Origin of the sequence: Burkholderia sp. SCN-KJ, from assembly GCF_024656005.1 — a bacterium.
Classification (GTDB): Bacteria; Pseudomonadota; Gammaproteobacteria; order Burkholderiales; family Burkholderiaceae; genus Burkholderia.
On the sequence record NZ_JANKOG010000015.1, the window covers coordinates 1 to 20,645 of the forward strand.

Here is a 20,645-nt window from a genome sequence, read left to right on the forward strand (position 1 = left end):
CTCTCCAGATCAGGGTGGTGGGCGGCTGGGGATCACGATCGCGCCGCCCCGTCGTGCGGACGCGATGCGATTCTGCTGCGGTGCGGTGCCGCGACGATCGAAGCGCGACGGTGCGGCGCGACCTCGACGCGGCGCGCGCCTGGCGATTCGCCGGATTCGGGTGCCGGCGAGTGTCGTCAGCTTATGCGATTCGCGCGTCGGTGCGTAGCGCGCGCGGACAGAACATAGTGTTCTCGTTCATCGAACGGCATGCGGGCGCGACCGGGCGCGGCGTGCCGCTACCATTTGCGGCATGATCAGGAGCACTGACAGGTGTGAAGGCGACGGTTGCCGCGCATTCACCGATCGAGCGGCGCGGCGGCCGGCCCCGGGAGAGAGTGTTTAGATGCGAGAGTGCTCCGTGCGCGGTGGCGTGTCGCCGAGGAATTCCGGCAATGCCCGCGCCGGCAACGAAATCACGAAGCGTGCGCCGCCGAGCGGCGAATCCTCGAGCCGCACGTCGCCGCCGTGCACGAGCGCGACACGGCGCACGATCGCGAGCCCGAGCCCGAACCCGCCGGTCTGCCGGTCGCGGCTCGAGTCGAGCCGCTGGAACGGTTCGAACACACGCGCGCGTTCGGCGACCGGGATGCCGGGACCGTCGTCGTCGACGCTCAACACCAGCGCGCCGGATGCGTCGTGCGTCGCGGACAGCAGGACGGTGCGCGACGCATAACGTGCGCCGTTGCGGATCAGGTTCAGCAGCGCCCGTGCGACGAGTTTCGGATCGCACACGTGGGTGGCGGGCGCGCCGGTCGTCGACACGCCGAGCGTGAGGCCGCGGTCGGCGATGTCGTTCGCGACGTTGCCGGCCACGCTGTCGAGCAGCGCATCGACGGCGACGTCCATCGGCGCGAGTTCGCTTGCGCCTTGTTCGAGCCGCCCGATCGTCAGCAGCTCGGTCACCAGCTCGTCGAGTTCGCGCACGTCGCGCCGCAGTTCGTCGCGGCGTTCGCGCATGCGGCCGCTTTCGTCGGATTCGGCGAGCAGCGCGAGCCCGAATTCGAGGCGCGCGAGCGGCGTCTTCAGCTCGTGCGAGATGCCGTGCATCATCTCGCGCTGCTGCTTGATCGACGCCTCGATCCGCTCGGCCATGTCGTTGAACTGCTGCGACAGCGCATAGATGTTCGAGCGCCCGGACAGCTTCACGCGCGTCGACAGGTTGCCCGCGCCGAACGCGTGCGCGGCGGCCTGCAGCTTGCGCAGGTCGCGCCAGTGATACGAGGTCCACAGCGCGACGGCGAACAGTGCCGCGAGTGCGGTCATCCCGTATGCGTAGATCTGGATGTCGAGGTCGGCCGGTGCGATCGGGCGGGCGTGCAGGACCGAGCCGTCCGCGAGCGGCATGTAGTAGTTCCGGCGGTCGAAACTGATCGCGATCCGGCCGGCGTCCAGATCGCGCAGCGGCGCGCCGCGCAGTTGCGCACGGGCGTCGGCCATCGTCACGAAACCGAATCGCTCGTTGCCGTGCTGCGCGAGTTCACGCAGCGCGAGGCTGCGCTTGCCGCCCGGATGGCGTTCGAGGTAATCGTTCAGCACGAACGCGTAAGTGGTCAGCGCGTTGCGCTGCGCCTGCGCCACGCGCTCGTAGAAAATCCTGTCGAACGACCATTGAATGAACACGATCGCTGCGGCACAGCACAGGATCACGATGAGGTACAGCTTGATCAACGGGCGCAGCATTTAGTCGTCCCACGCGGAAGGGCTGAACAGGTAGCCGCGGCCCCAGATCGTCTTGATCCGTTGCGGCTCCGACGAAGCGTCCTCGAAGCGCCGGCGCAGCTTCGAGATGCCGGAGTCGACCGAGCGGTCGAGCCCGTCGAATTCGATGCCGCGCAACTGCTTCAGGATGTCGTCGCGGCTCAGCACGGTGCCCGCCGCTCGCGCGAGGATCAGCAACAGGTTGAACTCGGTGGTCTTCAGGTCGACGAGTTCCCCGCGCCACGTGACCGTGCGGTTCGGCGGCGAGATCGTCAGCTCGCCGAACACGAGGGCGTGCGGCTGCGTGTCGGCCGCCGGTTCGGACGCGGCAGGCTGCGCGCGGCGCAGCAGCGCACGGGCGCGTGCGACGAGCACGCGCGGCTCGATCGGCTTGGTCACGTAATCGTCGGCACCGGTTTCGAGGCCGGCGACCTGGTCGTACACGTCGGCGCGCGCGGTGAGGATCAGCACGGGCACGTTGGTGAACGCGCGAATGCGCCGGCAGACTTCCATCCCGTCGAGATTCGGCAGCATCAGGTCGAGTATCACGAGCGCGGGCTGATGCTCGCGCACCGCGGCGACCGCGAGATCGCCGCGCCGTATGACCGTCACCGCGAATTCATAGTTGTCGAGATATTCGCGCACGAGCTGCGCGAGGCGGTCGTCGTCCTCGATCAGCAGCACACGGTATTTGAGCGGATTGTCGTTCATGTTCTCCTCGGATGCGCGCGTCCAGCGTCTCCATGCCGATGAATGCGCGGCCGGCGAATTCTATCCGGCGTGGCGGCCGCCGGGGTCGCGATACGACAATCGGGAACAATCGATCACAATTGAGCACACATTTGCCGCAGATTCAGGACAGTGCTGCCGCGTCGACGTACCTAGACTTCGGGCTCCGTCACTCTTGTCTCGACATCGTGAGTCCATCCTTCCGTTCGCTGCGCTCGTTGCGCTATTGCATGCCGCTTGCCGGCCTGACCCTTGCCGCCGTTGCCCACGCCGAAAACCAGTACGCGATATCGCTCGGCGGCGGGTTCGCTCCGCGCTACCAGGGCAGCAACCAGTATCGGGCCGTCGTCGCGCCGTCGTTCTCCGCGATGTTCGGCAACGGGTTGTTCATCGACACGGCAGCCGGCGCCGGCTACCGGTTGAACCTGCCGAACGGGGCGTTCGTGTCGGCGGCGCTCGGCTATGCCGCTGGCCGTTCCGACGAAAACCGTTTCGACCTGGCGGGTTCGGATCACCTGAAGGGGATGGGCCGGATCCCCGGTTCGGTGCTCGTCGGCATGCGTGCGGGCGTGCAGCTGCTCGATGGCGGCGAACTGAGCGTCGCGATCGACGCGCCGGTCACGCATACGTCGCGCGGCTTGTCCGGCCACGTCGATCTCGCGGTGCCGGTATTCAAGGCCGGCCGCCACGATATTGTCGTGACCGGCAGCGTGCATGCCGGCACGGGGCGCTACATGCAGACGTTCTACGGCGTGACCGACGCGCAGTCGGCGGCGAGCGGCTTCAGGCCGTATTCGACGAGCGGCGGGGTCGACAGCGCAACGCTGTCGCTCGCATGGAACTGGGGCGTGTCGCGGCACTGGTCGGTGCATGCGACCAGCGGCTTCACGCGGCTGCTCGGACGCTACGGCGACAGCCCGATCGTGCAGACGCGCAGCAACTACTACGGCATGGCCGGCGTGACGTACAAGTTCTGACGCGGCCGGCATGATTCGCCAGCGCCCCGTCCGGGGAGCACGACTTCGCCGCGGATCGGTGCGGTAACATGAAGGCGGCTTCGGCTTCGGCTTCGGCTTCGGCTTCGGCGTCTGGCTGTCGAGGCGACTGCGCGGAGCCGATTCGACTCGAACGGATCGCGCAATACGGTGCTTTACCGGCCGGTGGCGCGCGGAATCCAATGAATCCAACGCCCGGTGCGTGCGCGCATCCCGCACCTGCTGCGCCGGGCCGCGACAGGGAGAAACCGATGAAGAACACGATCGCGATGCTCGCAGCACTGGTTGCGAGCGCAACCTTTGCGGGATGTGCGGACATGACCACGAAGCACCCCAGCGCCACCGCCGGCGGCGCGGTGACGAACCGCGCACCATCGGGCGGCGTGAGCGCATGCAAGGCGGACGCCACGCCGGACGACGCGCTGATCGGCAAGACCGAGGCCGATGCGGCCGCGCTGCTCGACGGCTGTCTGTGGCGCGTGCTCGAGCGCGACGGCCAGTCGTTGCCGGGCACGATGGACTATCGCCCGGAGCGCCGCGACCTCGGCATTCGCGACGGCAAGGTGATCTGGGTGCGGCGCGGGTGATGGATCGGGCCGGCCCGAGCGTTACTTCGAGATGTACCAGAGCGCGTCGGTGCTGACGCGTGCGCCCGGCTTCGTCGCGGTGGGCACCTGAGGTGTCGCAACCGGCGGCGGCGTGTTCGACGTCACTGCGGTGGGCCACGTCGCAGGCGTGTTCGATGCGGTCGATGCCGTCGCCGTATTGGCCGGACTCGAGTTTGCCGCCGAACCCGACGTGGACGCCGTGTCGATATACCAAAGCGCATCGGCCGATGCGGTGCGCTTGGCCGCTGCATTGGCGGTGTGTCTGGATGCGGGCGCTGCCGTCGCCGTCGCCGTCGCCGTCGCTGCCGTGGCGGCCGTCGCCCCCGAACGCTGCGTGCCCGCTGCGGCTGCCGCGCCCGCCTGAGCGGTCGCCCCCGGCGCGCCGCGCTGCGCGCGCGCCTCGAACGACCCGAGCTGGAAGATCAACGTTTGCGCGGGACGCGTCAGAACGGCATACGGGAACTGCAGTTCCCACGACATCAGCACGCGGCCCGACGACGTCTCGGTGAAGATCGCCGGCACGTGCTTCATGTCGCTGAACTGCACGTAGATCCGCGCGCCGTCGTCGAACACCTGGGTCGGCTTGGCCTGGTCGGCACCCGTGACGGTCCAGCCGAAGTTGTACGTGCCGGCCGGGCCGGCCGGCCCGCCTTGCGGTTGCGGCGGCGGCGCGGCAGGCGCGAGCGTGCGGGGCCGTGCGACCGGCGGTGCCGACACGCTCAGGCTGGCGAACGGGTTGTACGCCTGCACCTGTTGCGGCGGCGTGAAGGAGGGCGGAAGGATGGGCATGGGAGTATCCGGCGAATCCGGCATGGTCCGGATTGCATCATAGACCTTGCGCGCATACGCGAGGCGCTTGTCGGGCGACGCGGCGTTGTACGCGCCGATCGCGTTCCAGTTGGCGCCGAGCTGGCGGATGTTCTGCGACAGGATCCACGCGCCGACGTACGCGTTGGTGCACGCATCGAACAGGCTTTCCCGCGTGATGCCTTCGCGTGCGAGCGTCGGCAGCCAGGTGCTGTTGATCTGCATCAGGCCGATGTCGACGGTGCCGTTCGTGTTGGTGTTGACGGCGTTCGGATTCATCCCCGATTCGACCTGCGCGATGCCGCGCAACAGGCTCACGCTCACTTTCTGGAACGTGGCCGCGTCGTCGAGGCAGTCGGCCCGCGCGAACCCGTGCAGCGCGCACGACAACACGATCGTCGCGGCGATCTTCGGCGTGGCGTGGCTGATCGAACGGGCAGTCTGACGCGGCATGGCAGGATGGGGCGGAATCCGGCCGCCCGGTGCAAGGAAATTACGCAGACGCGAAGTGTGCCATAGCGCGCAGGCAAATGGCTCGCGTCAAACTTTCCTTTGCATTTGCCGGCGGATTTGTCGCGCATTTATCGCGGATTTTCACCGGTGCCGGTATCCCCATGCGACAGGATGGAATCGGTAAAAAGGGCCGATTATCGTGCGCATGCCGGCGTGCGGCCGCTATCGAAATACTGACGCCACGCGTCAGTTGCGCGGCGAATGCGGCAATGAATGGTGCAGCGAAACGGACGATGAAAGGCGCGGCGGCCGGTGCGCGGGCCGTGGAAACGACGACGGCGGCCGCAGCCGCCGTGTCGATGCATCCTCGATTCCCGAAATCCGGTAACGAACGGCCGGCCGCGCGATGCCGCACGCAGCCGGCCATCGTCGATCAGAAGCGGTGACGCAGGCCGAGGTTGACCATCGTCTGCGAGCTCGTGCCCGCATAGCCGTACGAACCGATCGACGCCTGCGCGGCCATCGACCCGCCGTTGCCGTCGCCCGTCTGGCCGCTCGCGTGCTGGTACGCGGCGGTCAGGTACACGTCGGTGCGCTTCGACAGCGTATAGTCCGCGCCGGCCGACACCTGGTGATAGGTCGCCGACGTATCGCCGCCCGAGCGCGTGTAGCTGTAGCCGAGCCCGACGAGCAGCGCATTGGTCGCCTGGTAGTTCACGAAGCCTTGCCCCGTGTTGTAGTGCTCGTTCGAGTTGAACACCGAGCTCGCGTCGCGGCGGTACTGCGCATTGCTGTAGCCGAGGCCGAACGTGAACGGGCCGGCCACATACTGGCCCGCGATGCGGGCGATGCCGATCGAATGCGCGCTCGCGTAGCCGGTGTTGATCGGGCCGTCGAAGGTGCCGTCCGACGAGCTGGTCCAGCCGTTGCGCAGCCCGTTCGACGCGGGGCTGTTGGTCGCGTGGAAGTACCCGCCCGCGACGCTGAACGGCCCGTTGTTGTACGACACGGCGGCCGAATACGATTGCGCGGCGCCGGTGCTGCCGGCGATGCCGCCGAACGAGTACATCGCCGAGAACTGCAGGCCCGAATACACGGCCGACGTGTACTTCACCGCGTTGTCGACGCGGAAGCTGTTGTCGTAGTTGTCGACGTCGCCCGGCGTCGCGAACACGCTGCCGAGATAGTTGTCGGCGGTGATGCCCTGCACGAGGTCGATGAGCGGATCGTACTGGCGGCCGAACGTGAGCGTGCCGTAGCGGTCGCTCGACAGCCCGACGAACGCCTGCCGGCCGAACAGGCGGCCGCCCTGGCCCTGCCGGCCGCTGCTCGGGTCGAAGCCGTTCTCGAGCTGGAACAGCGCCTTCAGCCCGCCGCCGAGATCCTCGCTGCCTTTCACGCCCCAGCGGCTGCCGGAGAGATTGCCTGCGCTGCTGTTGCCGAGCATCCACGCGTTGTCCTTGCCCTGCGCGTGATTCACGTACGTGATCGACGTGTCGATCACGCCATACAGCGTGACGCTCGACTGCGCATGCGCGGCGGGCATCGCCGCGAACGACGCGAGCGAAATCAGCGAGAGGGTCGTGCGTTTCATTTCATCTCCTTGCGATTGGCCTGTTTTCTTGAACCGGAATGGCAGGAGACTACCGAGCCGCCGACGAACGGCAAAAACGAAATTCTCCGATGTGACATAAAGCCGACAGATGCATGCTGCGGCAAGGTCCATTGAGAGATTCACATTATTGAGAATCGTGTATCAATCGATTTGAATCTCGAGATGGCGCGACCGGCGTATTGCCGGAATCGTGATAATTCCGCACGATTTCCAGTCGAATTTCGACGACGATGCATTGATCGTCGATTCATCAATTGATTATTTAACGAATCGAATCGCGCGATGCGGGCCGAGTGTGTTATTGCGCGCGCCGCGCGAGTGATGCGATTGATTTGACCGTGATGCAGCGCGCCCGCGCGCGCCGTCAGCGGCGATCGGCACGGAGTGCGAGAATGCTGGCCTCGGCCGGCACGCGTCGTGCCGCTCACCAGGGAACCCGCATGGACAGTCACATCGCTCCGGTGGAGCTGAAGAAAGCCTACCGTCTTCTCAACCACGGCCCGACCGTGCTCGTGTCGGCCCGCCACGACGGCGTCGACAACGTGATGGCCGCCGCGTGGGCCTGCGCACTCGATTTCCTGCCGCCGAAGCTGACGGTCGTGCTCGACAAGTCCGCGAAGACGCGCGAGCTGGTCGAGCGCAGCGGCACCTTCGTGATCCAGGTGCCGACGGCCGCGCAGCTGCAGCTCACGCATGCGGTCGGCAGTCACAGTCTCGCCGAGCCGCCGGACAAGCTGCGCGAGGCGGGCGTCACGCTGTTCGACGTCGCCGGTCACGACCTGCCGTTCGTCGCCGGCTGCTCGGGCTGGCTCGCGTGCAAGCTGATTCCCGAACCGCACAACCAGCAGGCCTACGACCTGTTCATCGGCGAGGTGGTCGGCGCATGGTCCGACACGCGCGTGTTCCGCGACGGTCACTGGTATTTCGAATCGGCCGATCCGGCGCTGCGCAGCCTGCACTACATCGCCGGCGGCAACTTCTATGCGATCGGCGAATCGCTGCATGTCGATCCGGACGCGCAGTAGGCAGAAAGCGGGCTTTCGTTCGCGTTCCGGGCGCGCGGTTCACGCGCGCTTTTTCAATTCCGCCAGCATCGCGTCGGCGAACGCCTGCGCGACGCGCGACAGCGTGCGCCCGCGTTTCGCGACGAGCGCGATCGGCCGCACGAACGCCGGGTCGTCGATCGGCTTCGCGACGAGGTCGGGCTCGGCGCGCACCTCGCGCGCGGCGGCCGGCAGGATCGTCACGCCGAGGCCGCCGCGCACCATCGCGACGGCCGTCATCATGTAGGTCGGTTCGCACGCGATGTCGGGCGTGCAGCCGGCCGCTTCCAGCGCGGCATCGACGACGCTGCGCACGCTCGTGCCCTGTGCGGTCAGCACGAGCGGCACGGCGGCGACGTCGGCGGTGCGCACGCGCCGCTTGCGCGCGAGCGGATGATCCTTCGGGCACACGGCGACGAGCCGGTCGGCGCCCGCGTACAGCACGTCCAGCGACGCGTCGAACGCGTCGCCGCCGGTCAGCCCGAGATCGGCTTCCTCGTTGCGCACCAGCGCGGTGACGAGGCTCGCGACGCCGTCGCGAATGTCGAAGCCCGCACGCGGCACGTCGCGCCGGAACGACTGGATCAGCTCCGGCAGCAGGCTGGACGCAAACGTCGGCAGGCACGCGAGCCGCACCGTGCCGCTCGCGCCTTCGCCGAGCGCCCGCGCATCGCGCAGCACGCGCTCCATGTCGTCGAGCGAGCGCTGCAGCAGCGGCAGCAGTTCGCGCCCGGTCTGCGTGAGCGCGACGCTGCGGCTGTTGCGGTCGAACAGCCGCGCGCCGACGATCTCCTCGAGCCGGCGGATCTGCACGGTCAGCGCTGGCTGCGACAGGTGCAGCCGCGCGGCGGCGCGCGTGAAGTTGCCGGCCTGCGCGACGGTGACGAACGCGCGAATGTCGCGAAGGTTCAGATCCATAACGGTTCGTGATTGCTGCGATCAAATCATTTCAATTGTGCTATCGCTGCGCCGACCTTACGCTCGTCTCCAACAAAAGACAAGGTAGGAGACACCGATGCTGCCGTTACTCGGGCTGGGCACGATCGTCGTGCTGCTGGCCGCGATTCTGTCCAAGCGCATGTCGCCGCTCGTCGCGCTGATCATCGTGCCGATCGCGGCGTCGCTGATCGGCGGCTTCGGGCTGCATACCAGCAAGTTCGTGATCGACGGGCTGAAGGGCCTCGCGCCCGTGGTCGGGATGTTCGTGTTCGCGATCCTCTATTTCGGGACGATCACCGACGCCGGCACGCTCGACCCGATCATCGACCGCATCCTGCGCGCGGTCGGCACGCGGCCCACGCGGATCGTGATGGGCACGACGCTGCTCGCGCTGCTGATCCATCTCGACGGCTCGGGCGCCGTGTGCTTTCTCGTGACGATTCCCGCGGTGCTGCCGCTGTACGACCGCCTGAAGATGGACCGGCGCGTGCTGGCCGCGGCCGTGTCGATGGCTGCGGGGATCAACTTCCTGCCGTGGACGGGGCCGATGATCCGCGCGTCGGCCTCGCTGCATCTGCCGGTGTCGGCGCTGTTCAATCCGCTGATTCCGGTGCAGGCGATCGGGCTCGTGTTCGTGTTCGGCGTCGCGTACTGGCTCGGGCGGCGCGAGGAGAAGCGGCTCGGCCTGTCGCGCGACGATGCGTCTATTCCGCTGCCGACCCGCGCGCTGACGTCCGACGAGCAGGCGCTGCGCCGGCCGCGCCTGTTCTGGTTCAACCTGCTGCTGACGCTCGTCGTGCTCGGCACGATGGTCGTGATGGGCGAGAAGATCCCGCCGGCGATCATGTTCATGGTCGGGCTATGCATCGCGCTGATGGTGAACTACCCGGACGTCGACATGCAGAGGAAGCGCATCGACGCGCATGCGCGCGCGGCGCTGATGATGGCCGGCATCCTGCTCGCGGCCGGCGTGTTCACCGGGATCATGCAGGGCAGCGGGATGCTGAAGGCGATGGCGCAGGCGGCGGTCGGCTTCGTGCCGCCGTCGATGGCCGGCCACATTCCGGTCGCGCTCGGCCTGGCGTCGATGCCGCTCAGCATGCTGTTCGATCCCGATTCGTTCTACTTCGGCGTGCTGCCGGTGATCGCCGAGGTGGCCGGCCAGCTCGGCGTGCCGGCCGTGCATGTGGGGCAGGCCGCGCTGCTCGGCCAGATGACGACCGGGTTTCCGGTCAGCCCGCTGACGCCCGCGACGTTCCTCGTCGTCGGCCTGTGCGGCATCGAGCTGGCCGAGCACCAGAAGTTCACGTTCCCGCTGCTGTTCGGCGCCTCGATCGTGATGACGATCGCGTGCGTCGTGCTGGGCGTCTTTTGATTTTTTTTCCCGGCGCGCGAGCGCCGGATCACGGTACCGACATGACAGCAAAGCCATCACACGAACGGCGCGTGCGCATCGGCGCGGGCGCCGGCTACTCGGGCGACCGGATCGAGCCCGCGGTCGAGCTGGCCGAACACGGGCAGCTCGACTATCTCGTCTTCGAGTGCCTGGCCGAGCGCACGATCGCGCTCGCGCAGCAGGCGCGGCGCAAGGATCCGGCGCTCGGCTACGATACGCTGCTCGACGCGCGCATGCATGCCGTGCTGCCGGTGGCGGCGGACAAGCGCGTGCGGATCGTGTCGAACATGGGCGCGGCGAACCCGCGCGCGGCCGCGCGGCGCACCGCGCGGATCGCGCAGTCGCTCGGCCTCGCGGGGCTGAAGGTCGCGGCGGTCGAAGGCGACGACGTGCTCGACGTCGTGCTGCGCGGCGCGTTCCGCTTCGAGGAGTCGGGCGACGAAGTCGCCGCGTATCGCGACCGCATCGTGTCCGCGAACGCGTATCTCGGCGCCGCGCCGATCGTCGATGCGCTCGCGGCCGGCGCGGACGTCGTGCTGACCGGGCGCGTCGCCGATCCGTCGCTGTTCGCCGCGCCGCTGATCCACGCGTTCGGCTGGCGGATGGACGACTGGGACACGCTCGGGGCCGCGACGGTCGTCGGCCATCTGCTCGAATGCGCGGGGCAGGTGACGGGCGGCTATTTCGCCGACCCCGGCTACAAGGACGTGCCGAATCTCGCGCGGCTCGGCTTCCCGATCGGCGAGGTCGCGGCCGACGGCTCGGTCGTGATCACCAAGGTGCCGCACGCGGGCGGCCGCGTGAGCGCGGCGACCTGCAAGGAACAGCTGCTGTACGAGATTCACGACCCGGCGCGCTACCTGCAGCCCGACGTCGTCGCGGATTTCACGCGGGTGGCGGTTGCGGAGGAGGCGCCGGACCGCGTGCGCGTGACGGGCGGGCGCGGCAGCGCACGCACCGGGACGCTGAAGGTGTCGGTCGCGTACGTCGATGGCCATATCGGCGAAGGGCAGATCTCGTATGGCGGGCCGGGCGCGCTGGAACGCGCGCGGCTCGCGCTCGACATCGTCCGCGAGCGGCTCGCGCTGACGGGCGTGGCCGCGACCGAACTGCGTTTCGATTTGATCGGCGTGGATGCGCTGTACGGCGACGCGACGCCCGCCGTGCGCGGCGAGCCGGCCGAAGTCCGCGTGCGGGTGGCCGGCCGTGCGGCGAGCGCCGCCGAGGCCGCGCGGATCGGCAACGAAGTCGAGACGCTCTATACGAACGGGCCGGCCGGCGGCGGCGGTGCGTTCAAGTCGACGCGCGAGGTGATCGCGGTGCAGTCGGTGCTGCTGCCGCGCACGGCCGTGACACCGTCGTTTTCTTTCGTGGAGGCATGATGCAATTGCGTGAACTGGCGCATGCGCGCACCGGCGACAAGGGCAATACGCTGAACGTATCGGTCGTCTGCCGCGATCCGCGTCACTACGAACACCTGCGCGCGCATCTCGATGCGGCCGCGGTGAAGGGATGGCTCGAGGGCATCGTGCACGGCGACGTCGTGCGCTACGAGCTGCCGGCGCTTGCCGCGTTCAACTTCGTGCTGCGCGATGCGCTCGGCGGCGGCGTCACGCGTTCGCTCGCGCTCGATGCGCACGGCAAGTCGGTCAGCTCGGTGTTGCTGGCGATCGATGTGCCGGAGCCGGCGTGACGACGTGGCGGCGTGCATCGCCAACCGGCCGCGTTCGCCGCCAGGTTCATGCTCACGGAATCAACCACTCGCGACGCCCGTCCGCGTGCTCGATGCGTTCGCCCGCGATGTGCAGGCGCTGATCCGCGCGATAGTCGTAGAGCGCGCGCGACGCGGCGATCTGGTCGAGATCGAGTTCGACCGTGTGGCGCGATTCGCCGTTGCCGGCTTCGAAGATCAGGTTTCCGAACGGATCGGCCGCGAGGCTGCCGCCCGCGAACACGACGTCGTGCGCACCTGCGCCGACGCGGTTCGCGACGACCGCGAACACCTGGTTTTCCATCGCGCGGGCCGAGACCGACGTGCGATGCACCTGACGGTACGGCTCCATGTTGCCGTCGGTCACGAGGATCAGCTGCGTGCCGAGCGCCGCAAGCGCGCGGCCGGTTTCCGGAAATTCGCTGTCGTAGCAGATCAAGAGGCCGATCCGCACGCCGCGCCATTCGACGCTCGCGTAGCGGTCGCCGGGCAGCACGACGTCGCGCTCGCTCAGCCACAGATGTGTCTTGCGATAGCGCAGCGCGATGCCGTCCGGCGTGACGAACACGGTCGTGTTGTAGAAGCGCCCGCCGTCGTTCTCGATCAGCCCGGCCACCACCGCGACGTTACGCGCCCGCGCGGCCGCGATCACCGCGCCGATGCTCGGGCCGTCGAGCGGCTCGGCCATGCGCGCGAGATTCGACGGATCGAGAAAGCCGGTGAGCTGCGCTTCCGGAAACATCACGATGTCGGTGCCGGGCGCGCAGCTCGCGATGGCGTCGAGCGTGCGGCGCAGGTTGTACGGTGTGTCGCCGTCGCGGCCGGCGAGCTGCACGATGTCGAGCTTCAGTTTCATGGGTGGGTTCGGTGGCAGTGGCTCGTCGCGCGATGCCGCGCAAGGGTGGGGATGAGCGTCAGTATGCGCCGAACGCGCCGGTTTCCCATCCCGCCGACGCGTTAGCGCTTGCGATGCCGCGCCGCCCGCGCATCACACGTACAGGTAGCGCACGAGGTGGAAGAACACCGGCGCCGCGAAGCAGACCGAGTCGACGCGATCGAGCATCCCGCCGTGGCCCGCGATCATCGAACCCCAGTCCTTGGTGCCGAGCGAGCGCTTCACGGCCGACAGCACGAGGCCGCCGACGAAGCCCGCGATCACGATCGCGAGCGAGATCCCGAACGCCGCGCCGAAGCTGAACGGCGTCACGCGATACAGCGACGCGCCGCACAGCGTCGCGAGCAGGCCGCCGCCGACGAAGCCTTCGACCGTCTTCGACGGCGACAGCTGCGGCGCGATCTTGCGGCGCCCGCACAGCTTGCCGACCACGTACTGCAGCACGTCGCTGATCTGCACGACGAACAGGAAGAAGAACAGCAGCAGCGCGTTCTGCCCGGCGTAGCGCGGAATGTCGAGGATCAGCACGGCCGGCGCATGGCTCAGCCCGTACACGCACACCATCAGCGCCCAGTTGATCTTCGCGTTGCGGCTCAGGAATTCGCGCGTGTCCTGCGTGAGCGCGGACACCAGCGACATCGCGAAGAACAGGTGCACCGGCACGAAGATCGAATACATCCCGTACCAGTTGATCCCGAGCAGCAGGTACTGCACCGGAATCGCGACGAAGAACGCGATGAAGAGCGTCGTATGGTCGCTCGCGGTCGTCGGCGTGAGCGTGATGAACTCGCGCAGCGTCAGGTACGACAGCAGCGCGAACACCAGATACGTGACGTTGTTGCCGAGGCTGATCGCGATGACCATGATCGCGATCATCGCCCACCACGCGCGGATGCGCTGGTTCAGGTTGACGATGGTCGCGCTCGCGCCGCCGCTGCGCGCGCCGAGGATCGCGCCGATCACGGTCGCGAGCACCAGCACGCCGGTGACGCCCGCGACCAGTTCCCAGAAGAGAGTTCGCATGAAGAGGTCCGGAAAAGGGGGAGGAGGGTGCCGCGTTCAGCCGGCCGGACGCTGCGGCGGCGCGAGAGCGACGATCGCGTCGCGCATGCGGGCGAGGAAGGTCGGCTTGTCTTCGCCGGCGCCGAGCGCGTCGTTCGCGCCGAAGTGCACCTTGCAGATCAGCGGCACGGGCCAGATCGCGCCCTTCGGCATGATGCGCTGCAGGTTCTCCAGATAGACCGGCGCGAGCGCGACGTTCGGAAACTCGGTCGCGAGATGGAACAGGCCGCTCTTGAACGGCTGCGGCAACACGTCGGCGCCGCGCGTGCCTTCCGGGAAGATGATGATCGAGTGGCCTTGCCGCAAGGCATCGCGCACCGGGTCCAGCGGGTCGCCGCCGCTCTCGCGGTGACGGTCGATCAGCACGACGTTCAGCAGCTTCTGCGCGATGTGGCGCTTCAGGTCGCCGCTGTCCCAGTAGTCGCGCGCGGCGACGGGCCGCACGACCGCGCGCACGTCGCGCGGCAGCGCGGCGAGGATCGCGAGCGTGTCGATGTGGCTCGTGTGGTTCGAGAAGTAGATTTTCTGCGTCGGGGAAGGCGGCGCCTGATGCCAGACCGGATACGCGCCGGCGACGAGCCGCACGATCGACAGCAGGAAATCGCGCTGCCAGATGTTCAGGATGTTCATCGGCGCCGCGCCTCCTGCGTGCATGCCCGCGCGGCCGCGCACGCGCGGCGGGCGGAATCCCGGAATGCCGGCGCGGCAGGATGCGCGCCGGACGGCCATTGTTCAAGTTTTTTCAAATTCGTGGCTGCCTGTCGCAGGGCCGCGATCATCGGACGATGCGCCGGCAGACGTTGCGCTGCGGCGAATGCGCCGTTCGACGGCGTGATAATCGGCTGTTGCACGAGCGCCCGGCGACAGTTCGAGTGAATTGCTGCGCTCACGGGCCAGCGGATTATCGCGAGTTTCCGTCGAAAACGCCAGATTGCCCGGCGCGGGGGGGCGGCTTGACGCATCGGGGCCGCTCGGCGACGATTACGACCACCTGTCGAAAGCCGCCGCCCGGGGCATGGCGGCGACGAACGTATCCGAACGTGCCGAACCAATAAAACGATGAGCCTCTACGCACTCAAACCGAAATTCCAGAACCGTCTGCGTCCGTTCGCGGATTCGCTTGCCGAACGCGGCGTCACGGCCAACCAGGTCACGCTGTTCGCGGCCGGCGGCTCGATCGTCGTCGGCGCGCTCGCGGGGCTCGGCGTGTTCGCCCGCGTGCTGTTCCTGCTGATCCCGATCTGGCTGTTCGTGCGGATGGCGCTCAACGCGATCGACGGCATGCTCGCCCGCGAGCACGGGCAGAAGAGCACGCTCGGCGCGTACCTGAACGAGCTCGGCGACATCGTGTCGGACGTCGCGCTCGTGCTGCCGTTCCTCGCGATTCCCGCGTTCGCGCCGGCCGACGTCTGGCTGTTCGCGCTGACGGCGATCATCGTCGAATGCGCGGGGCTGATCGGCCCGCTCGCCGGCGCGACGCGCCGCTACGACGGCCCGTTCGGCAAGAGCGACCGTGCGCTCGCGCTCGGCGCGTTCGCGCTGTGGATCGGCTTCGGCCTGCCGGTCGGCGGCGTCGCCGCATGGCTGTGGCGCGTGCTGATCGTGCTGTCGATCGTGACGGTGGTGCGGCGCGTGCAGGCGGGCGTTGCCGAAGCGGGCGGCTGACGGCGGCTTGGGGCCGCAGCGGGACCGGCGCCGGAGGGCGGCGCCGCATGATTCGAATAACGAAACGAGAGAGATCGCATGAGCGCACGCACGGCCCGCGAGGCCGACTTCATCACGCACGACGGCGACACGCTGTTCTATCGTCACTGGCCCGCGACGGGCCCACGCTGCCGCGGCGCGATCGTGCTGCTGCATCGCGGCCACGAACATTCGGCGCGCGTCGCGCACCTCGTCGACGAACTCGACCTGCCGGACTTCGCGTTCTTCGCCTGGGATGCGCGCGGCCACGGCCGCTCGCCCGGCGCGCGCGGCTACAGCCCGAGCGCGGCCGCGTCGGTGCGCGACCTGCAGACCTTCGTCGAGCATATCCGCGACACGCACGGCATCGCGATCACGGACATGGCCGTGATCGGGCAGAGCGTCGGCGCGGTGCTCGCGGCCACCTGGGTACACGATTACGCGCCACCGATCCGCTGCCTCGTGGTCGCGTCGCCGGCGTTCCGCATCAAGCTCTACGTGCCGTTCGCGCGGCCCGGGCTGCGGCTGATGCACAAGCTGCGCGGGCTGTTCTACGTGAACAGCTACGTGAAACCGAAATTCCTCACGCACGATCCCGAACGGATCGCGAGCTATGCGGCCGATCCGCTGATCACGCGGCCGATCGCCGTGAACATGCTGCTCGACCTGCACGATACCGCGCAGCGGATCGTCGCCGATGCGGCGGCGATCACCGTGCCGACGCAGCTGCTGATCTCGGGCGCCGACTGGGTCGTGCATCGCGGCCCGCAGGACCGCTTCTTCGAGCGGCTCGGCGCCGCGCGCAAGGAGCGCATCGTGCTGCCCGGCTTCTATCACGACACGCTCGGCGAGCGCGACCGCGCGCAGGCGCTCGCGCCGCTGCGTGCGTTCGTGCTGCGCGAGTTCGACACGCCGAGCCCGCGCGTGTCGCTCGCCGACGCCGACCGGCGCGGCGCGTTCCACGATGAATACGCGGCGCTCGGCCGGCCGCCCGCGAACCCGTTCGCCCGCGCGTACTGGGCGATCACGCGGGCGGGGCTGAAGGCCGGCGGCATGCTGTCGGACGGCATCGCGCTCGGGCTGCGGCTCGGCTTCGATTCGGGCTCGACGCTCGACTACGTGTACCGCAACCGCGCACAGGGCCGGCTCGGGGTCGGCGCACTGATCGACCGCACCTATCTCGATTCGCCGGGCTGGGTCGGCATCCGTCAGCGCAAGGTGCATCTGCAGGAGCTGATCGGCGCGGCGATCGGCCGGCTGCGCGGCCACGGCGAACCGGTGCGGATCGTCGACATCGCGGCCGGGCACGGCCGCTACGTGCTCGACGCGATCGCGACGGCCGCCGAACGCGACGGCGCGGCGCCCGACGACATCGCGCTGCGCGACTACAGCCCGCCGAACGTCGAGGCCGGGCGCGTGCTGATCGCGCAGCGCGGCCTCGAGCCGATCGCGCGCTTCGAGCGCGGCGATGCGTTCGACGAGGCGTCGCTCGCGACGCTCGAGCCGCGCCCGACGCTGGCGATCGTGTCGGGGCTGTATGAGCTGTTCGGCGAGAACGCGCTGATCGAACGCTCGCTGCGCGGGCTCGCGCAGGCGGTGCCGCCCGGCGGCTATCTCGTCTACACCGGACAGCCGTGGCATCCGCAGCTGGAATTCATCGCGCGTGCGCTGAACAATCATCGCGGCGACGCGACCTGGGTGATGCGCCGCCGCTCGCAGGCCGAGATGGACGAGCTCGTCGCGCGCGCGGGCTTTCGCAAGCTCGACCAGCGGATCGACGAGATGGGCATCTTCACGGTCAGCCTCGCGCAGCGGGTCGACGCGTCATGAGCGCGCTCGGCGGCGGTGCGGGCGCGGGCGGCAGTCTGGCCGAGCCGGCGGCCGGCGCGCGCGACGCGTCGTTCGCGCTGCGCGTCGGCTGGCTCGCCGCGATGGGCACGGTGTTCTTCTCCACCTACGGCTTCGCGAACTGGCTCGCCGCGCGCCGCGCCGTGGTGCCGACCTTCGCGTTCGGCTGGGAACACGCGATTCCGTTCGTGCCGTGGACCATCGTGCCGTACTGGTCGATCGACCTGCTGTACGCGCTGTCGTTCTTCTTCTGGACCCGTCGCGACGATCTGCTCGACCACGTGAAGCGGCTGTTGACCGTGCAGCTGGTGTCGGTCGCGTGCTTCATCGCGTGGCCGCTGCGCTTCGGCTTCGAGCGGCCCGACGCGGGCGGCGTGGCCGGCGCGCTGTTCACGCTGCTGATGGGGTTCGACAAGCCGTTCAACCAGGCGCCGTCGCTGCACATCGGCCTGCTCGTCGTGCTGTGGGCCGTCTATGCGAAGCAGTTGCGCGGCACGGCGGCGCGCATCGTGCTGCATTCGTGGTTCGCGGCGATCGGCGTGTCGGTGCTGACGACCTACCAGCATCACGCGATCGACGTGCCGACCGGTGCGGCCGTCGGCTGCCTGGCGCTATTCCTGTTTCCGATGCGTGACGCCGCGGGGCGGCTGCCGGGTGCGACCGGGTCGCCGTCCACCGCCGGCCGCGCGCTCGCGCGTCGCTATGCGCTCGGTTCAGCACTGGTCGCGCTCGTGGCGCTTGGCTGCGTGTCGCGTGCGCCGGGCCCGGCATTGGCGGCCGGGTGGGGCGCGCTGGCGCTGGCGTGCGTCGCGTGGATCTACCGGCGCGGCGCGCCCGGTGCGTTCCAGAAGGACGACGCGGGCCGTTTCCCGGCGTTCATCCGCTGGCTGCTCGCGCCGACGATCGCCGGTGCCTTCGTCAATTCACGGTTGTGGACGTTCCGGCAGCCCGCACCGGTGCGGATCGACGAACGCGTGTCGATCGGCCGCACGCCGACCACGCGCGAAATGCGGCGCCACGGCTTCACGGCGCTCGTCGACCTGACGGCCGAGATGCCGCGCTGGGCCGCGGCCGACCCGTCGGTTGCGTATGCGACGGTGCCGCAGCTCGACCTCGTCGCGCCCAGCGCCGCGCAGCTCGCGGCGGCCGTCGCGGCGCTCGAACGCCTGCACGCCGAAGGGCGCGACGTGCTGGTCTGCTGTGCGCTCGGCTACGGGCGCAGCGTGTTGTGCGCGGCCGCCTGGCTCGCCGCGCGGCGGGGGCTCGGCGACGCGCGCGACGCGCTCGCGGCGATACGGGCGGTGCGGCCGCGCGCGGTCTGGTCGGACGCCGGCGCGGCCGTGCTGCAGGACTGGATCGACCGCCGCCGCACGACGGGCGGGGCATGATGCGCGACGCGTCCGCACCGTTCCGGATCGCCGCCGCGCGCGGCGCGCTCGATGCAGGCGCATTGGCGATCGCGGCCGCGCTGGCCGCGGCCGGCGCGGGCTGGTGGATCGCGGCGGGCTGGGCGCCCGCGACGATCGGGCGCGTGCTGCTGGCCGCGATCAGCACCGGGTCGGGGATTGCCGCGCTGTGGTACGCGGTGCGCATCGAGATCGACCGGCGGCTGTTCGCCGCGCTGGCGCGCACGGCGTCGGGCGACGCGTCGGTCGACGACGGGCTGGCCGCGCTCGATCGCGCGCTTGCCGAGCTCGGCTGGATCGATGCGGGGAAGGCTGGCCGCGCGCTCGACGCGCGCGTGCGCGGCGCGCTCGGGTTGTGCCGGGCCGGTGTGCTGGTCGCTATCGCGCAGTGGATCGTGGTCGGGGTGGCGATCGCGGTGCCGCAGTCCGGTTAGCCGTGCGCGAGCGGCCCCGCTGGCCGAACGGGCCGGGCGTCGCGCGTCACGCGTGGCATGCCCGCTGCGTCCGCGTGCGCTTCACCTCGTACATCGCCTGGTCCGCACGCTCGATCAGCGCGTTCATGTCGGTGCCGTCTTCGGGCAGCATCGCGACGCCGACACTGACGCCGAGCCGCAGCGGCTGCCCCTCGAACTCGAACGGTTCGGCGACCTGCCGGGCGAGCCGTGCGCGTTGTGCGTCGATGTCGTCGCGGCTGCCGACGTTCGGCAGGATCACCGCGAACTCGTCGCCGCCCACCCGCGCGACCGTATCCGAGCGCCGCACGGCGCCCAGCATCCGCGTGGCGGCCTCGCGCAGTGCTGCGTCGCCCGCGCGGTGGCCGTAGCCGTCGTTGATCGGCTTGAGCCCGTCCATGTCGATGTTGAGGATGCCGAGCCGGCCGTTCGCGCGCAGCGCCGTGTGCATCGACTGGCGCAGGCGGTCGTAGAACAGCGCGCGGTTCGGCAGGCCGGTGAGTGCGTCGTGCGTCGCGCGCAGGTACAGCTCGTTCGCCTCGTTGCGCGCCGCGTGGAACATCGCGGCGGCGATCAGGTCGGCCGTGAGCCGCAGCGTGCCGGCGTCGGCGGCCGAGAAGCCGTCGACCTCCGGCGACATCACCTTCAGCACGCCGACCGTCGTGTCCGCATGGGTGAGTGGCATCACCAGCATCGAGCGCAGCCCGACGCGGCGGCAGGCATCGCGATCGACGCGCGGGTCGGTTTCCGAATCCGTGCAGCGCAGCAATTCCCCGCGCGTCACGCACAGGCCCGACAGGCTGCCCGAGCGGCGCAACCGCAGCCCGAGCATCCCGGCGGCGGAGCCCGACGCGGCGCGGTACACCATGTCGTCGCCTTCGGCGAATTCGACCGCCGCGCCGCTCGCGCCCGTGAGTTGAGGCACCTGCCCGGTCACATAGGCCATCACGCTGCCGAGGTCGAGGCCGAGTTTCGCGATCTCGGTCTGCGTGGCGATGATGCGCAGCAGCGTGTCGGGGGACGGGGTGGCGGTGTCGACGATTTGATCCAAGTCAGTTTTCCATGAAGAAAGCCCGGCACGCTGCGCCGGCTTGCGGTAGCATACGCGCCGCCCACGCGGCAGCGCGTTCCGGGCGGCCCGCAAGGGGTCGCATCCGGCATCCGGTATCCGGACGGTTCGCCGGCGCGACGGTTCGCCGATCCGGCAGCGTCGGCAGTATGCCGATCGGTCCGGCCGGCAGCAACGGCGTAATTCTTGCCATT

The 20,645-nt window shown here is 69.2% G+C and carries 21 protein-coding genes; 12 read left to right on the top strand and 9 right to left on the bottom strand.

Annotated features, from left to right (window positions below):
• The coding region (locus NQV17_RS23285) for a hypothetical protein (RefSeq protein WP_257774037.1) at positions 1-296 on the top strand (296 nt) is incomplete at its 5' end.
• A gap of 85 nt (positions 297-381) precedes the next feature.
• On the opposite strand, the gene NQV17_RS23290 is transcribed toward NQV17_RS23285, so the two are convergent.
• Together NQV17_RS23290 and NQV17_RS23295 are read right to left on the bottom strand one after the other, a co-directional pair.
• Positions 382-1,722 carry an ATP-binding protein gene (locus NQV17_RS23290; RefSeq protein ID WP_257774038.1) on the bottom strand — a complete coding sequence of 447 codons (1,341 nt, stop codon included), beginning with the start codon at positions 1,720-1,722 and terminating at the stop codon, positions 382-384.
• The gene (locus NQV17_RS23295) at positions 1,723-2,451 is read right to left on the bottom strand and encodes a response regulator (RefSeq protein WP_124523917.1); all 729 of its coding nucleotides are present in this window, start codon (positions 2,449-2,451) and stop codon (positions 1,723-1,725) included. It abuts the gene before it with no gap.
• A gap of 248 nt (positions 2,452-2,699) precedes the next feature.
• Here NQV17_RS23295 and NQV17_RS23300 point away from each other — a divergent pair, with 248 nt between their 5' ends.
• Complete coding sequence (locus NQV17_RS23300; RefSeq protein ID WP_257774158.1) at positions 2,700-3,446, top strand: MipA/OmpV family protein; 747 nt, start codon at positions 2,700-2,702, stop codon at positions 3,444-3,446.
• Between the two features lie 269 nt (positions 3,447-3,715).
• Positions 3,716-4,051 carry a hypothetical protein gene (locus NQV17_RS23305; RefSeq protein ID WP_257774039.1) on the top strand — a complete coding sequence of 112 codons (336 nt, stop codon included), beginning with the start codon at positions 3,716-3,718 and terminating at the stop codon, positions 4,049-4,051.
• 21 nt (positions 4,052-4,072) lie between these two features.
• Here NQV17_RS23305 and NQV17_RS23310 read toward each other — a convergent pair whose 3' ends face one another.
• Entirely contained in the window at positions 4,073-5,332 is a 1,260-nt protein-coding gene (locus tag NQV17_RS23310; RefSeq protein ID WP_257774040.1) for a transglycosylase SLT domain-containing protein, read from the bottom strand.
• A gap of 77 nt (positions 5,333-5,409) precedes the next feature.
• Here NQV17_RS23310 and NQV17_RS23315 point away from each other — a divergent pair, with 77 nt between their 5' ends.
• Positions 5,410-5,778, top strand: a complete 369-nt coding sequence (locus tag NQV17_RS23315; RefSeq protein ID WP_257774041.1) for a hypothetical protein — start codon at positions 5,410-5,412, stop codon at positions 5,776-5,778.
• Here the strand turns inward: NQV17_RS23315 and NQV17_RS23320 are convergent.
• Positions 5,766-6,926 (bottom strand): porin, encoded by a 1,161-nt coding sequence (locus tag NQV17_RS23320; protein WP_124489503.1) that lies wholly within the window; start codon positions 6,924-6,926, stop codon positions 5,766-5,768. The genes NQV17_RS23315 and NQV17_RS23320 overlap by 13 nt on opposite strands.
• A 461-nt stretch (positions 6,927-7,387) precedes the next feature.
• Between NQV17_RS23320 and NQV17_RS23325 the strand changes: the two genes are divergently transcribed.
• Positions 7,388-7,972, top strand: a complete 585-nt coding sequence (locus NQV17_RS23325; RefSeq protein WP_257774042.1) for a flavin reductase family protein — start codon at positions 7,388-7,390, stop codon at positions 7,970-7,972.
• Between the two features lie 39 nt (positions 7,973-8,011).
• Here the strand turns inward: NQV17_RS23325 and NQV17_RS23330 are convergent, their stop codons facing one another.
• Positions 8,012-8,908, bottom strand: coding sequence for a LysR family transcriptional regulator (locus NQV17_RS23330; protein ID WP_257774043.1), 897 nt, complete (start codon positions 8,906-8,908; stop codon positions 8,012-8,014).
• A gap of 97 nt (positions 8,909-9,005) precedes the next feature.
• Here NQV17_RS23330 and NQV17_RS23335 point away from each other — a divergent pair, with 97 nt between their 5' ends.
• Genes NQV17_RS23335 through NQV17_RS23345 form a run of 3 tightly spaced genes read left to right on the top strand, consistent with a single transcriptional unit; the run spans position 9,006 to position 12,018 of the window.
• Positions 9,006-10,304 (top strand): CitMHS family transporter, encoded by a 1,299-nt coding sequence (locus tag NQV17_RS23335; protein ID WP_257774044.1) that lies wholly within the window; start codon positions 9,006-9,008, stop codon positions 10,302-10,304.
• 41 nt (positions 10,305-10,345) lie between these two features.
• Complete coding sequence (locus NQV17_RS23340) at positions 10,346-11,707, top strand: acyclic terpene utilization AtuA family protein (RefSeq protein ID WP_257774045.1); 1,362 nt, start codon at positions 10,346-10,348, stop codon at positions 11,705-11,707.
• On the top strand, positions 11,707-12,018 hold the full coding sequence (locus NQV17_RS23345; protein WP_257774159.1) for a hypothetical protein: 312 nt from the start codon (positions 11,707-11,709) through the stop codon (positions 12,016-12,018). Before NQV17_RS23340 ends, NQV17_RS23345 begins: the two co-directional genes overlap by 1 nt.
• Positions 12,019-12,070: 52 nt before the next feature.
• On the opposite strand, the gene NQV17_RS23350 is transcribed toward NQV17_RS23345, so the two are convergent.
• The 3 genes from NQV17_RS23350 to NQV17_RS23360 all read right to left on the bottom strand — a co-directional run bounded on the left by NQV17_RS23350 (position 12,071) and on the right by NQV17_RS23360 (position 14,623).
• Complete coding sequence (locus tag NQV17_RS23350) at positions 12,071-12,892, bottom strand: carbon-nitrogen hydrolase family protein (RefSeq protein WP_257774046.1); 822 nt, start codon at positions 12,890-12,892, stop codon at positions 12,071-12,073.
• A gap of 132 nt (positions 12,893-13,024) precedes the next feature.
• Complete coding sequence (locus NQV17_RS23355; protein ID WP_044848429.1) at positions 13,025-13,954, bottom strand: phosphatidate cytidylyltransferase; 930 nt, start codon at positions 13,952-13,954, stop codon at positions 13,025-13,027.
• Between the two features lie 36 nt (positions 13,955-13,990).
• Positions 13,991-14,623 (bottom strand): lysophospholipid acyltransferase family protein, encoded by a 633-nt coding sequence (locus tag NQV17_RS23360; protein WP_124489497.1) that lies wholly within the window; start codon positions 14,621-14,623, stop codon positions 13,991-13,993.
• 429 nt (positions 14,624-15,052) lie between these two features.
• Between NQV17_RS23360 and NQV17_RS23365 the strand changes: the two genes are divergently transcribed.
• The 4 genes from NQV17_RS23365 to NQV17_RS23380 all read left to right on the top strand — a co-directional run bounded on the left by NQV17_RS23365 (position 15,053) and on the right by NQV17_RS23380 (position 19,364).
• Positions 15,053-15,658 carry a CDP-alcohol phosphatidyltransferase family protein gene (locus NQV17_RS23365; protein ID WP_044848430.1) on the top strand — a complete coding sequence of 202 codons (606 nt, stop codon included), beginning with the start codon at positions 15,053-15,055 and terminating at the stop codon, positions 15,656-15,658.
• 78 nt (positions 15,659-15,736) lie between these two features.
• The gene (locus tag NQV17_RS23370) at positions 15,737-17,506 is read left to right on the top strand and encodes a bifunctional alpha/beta hydrolase/class I SAM-dependent methyltransferase (RefSeq protein WP_257774047.1); all 1,770 of its coding nucleotides are present in this window, start codon (positions 15,737-15,739) and stop codon (positions 17,504-17,506) included.
• Complete coding sequence (locus tag NQV17_RS23375; RefSeq protein ID WP_257774048.1) at positions 17,503-18,912, top strand: phosphatase PAP2/dual specificity phosphatase family protein; 1,410 nt, start codon at positions 17,503-17,505, stop codon at positions 18,910-18,912. The genes NQV17_RS23370 and NQV17_RS23375 overlap by 4 nt, the downstream gene beginning before the upstream one ends.
• The gene (locus NQV17_RS23380) at positions 18,912-19,364 is read left to right on the top strand and encodes a hypothetical protein (protein WP_257774160.1); all 453 of its coding nucleotides are present in this window, start codon (positions 18,912-18,914) and stop codon (positions 19,362-19,364) included. Before NQV17_RS23375 ends, NQV17_RS23380 begins: the two co-directional genes overlap by 1 nt.
• 46 nt (positions 19,365-19,410) lie before the next feature.
• Here NQV17_RS23380 and NQV17_RS23385 read toward each other — a convergent pair whose 3' ends face one another.
• Positions 19,411-20,433, bottom strand: a complete 1,023-nt coding sequence (locus tag NQV17_RS23385; RefSeq protein WP_257774049.1) for a sensor domain-containing diguanylate cyclase — start codon at positions 20,431-20,433, stop codon at positions 19,411-19,413.
• Positions 20,434-20,645: the final 212 nt, after the last annotated feature.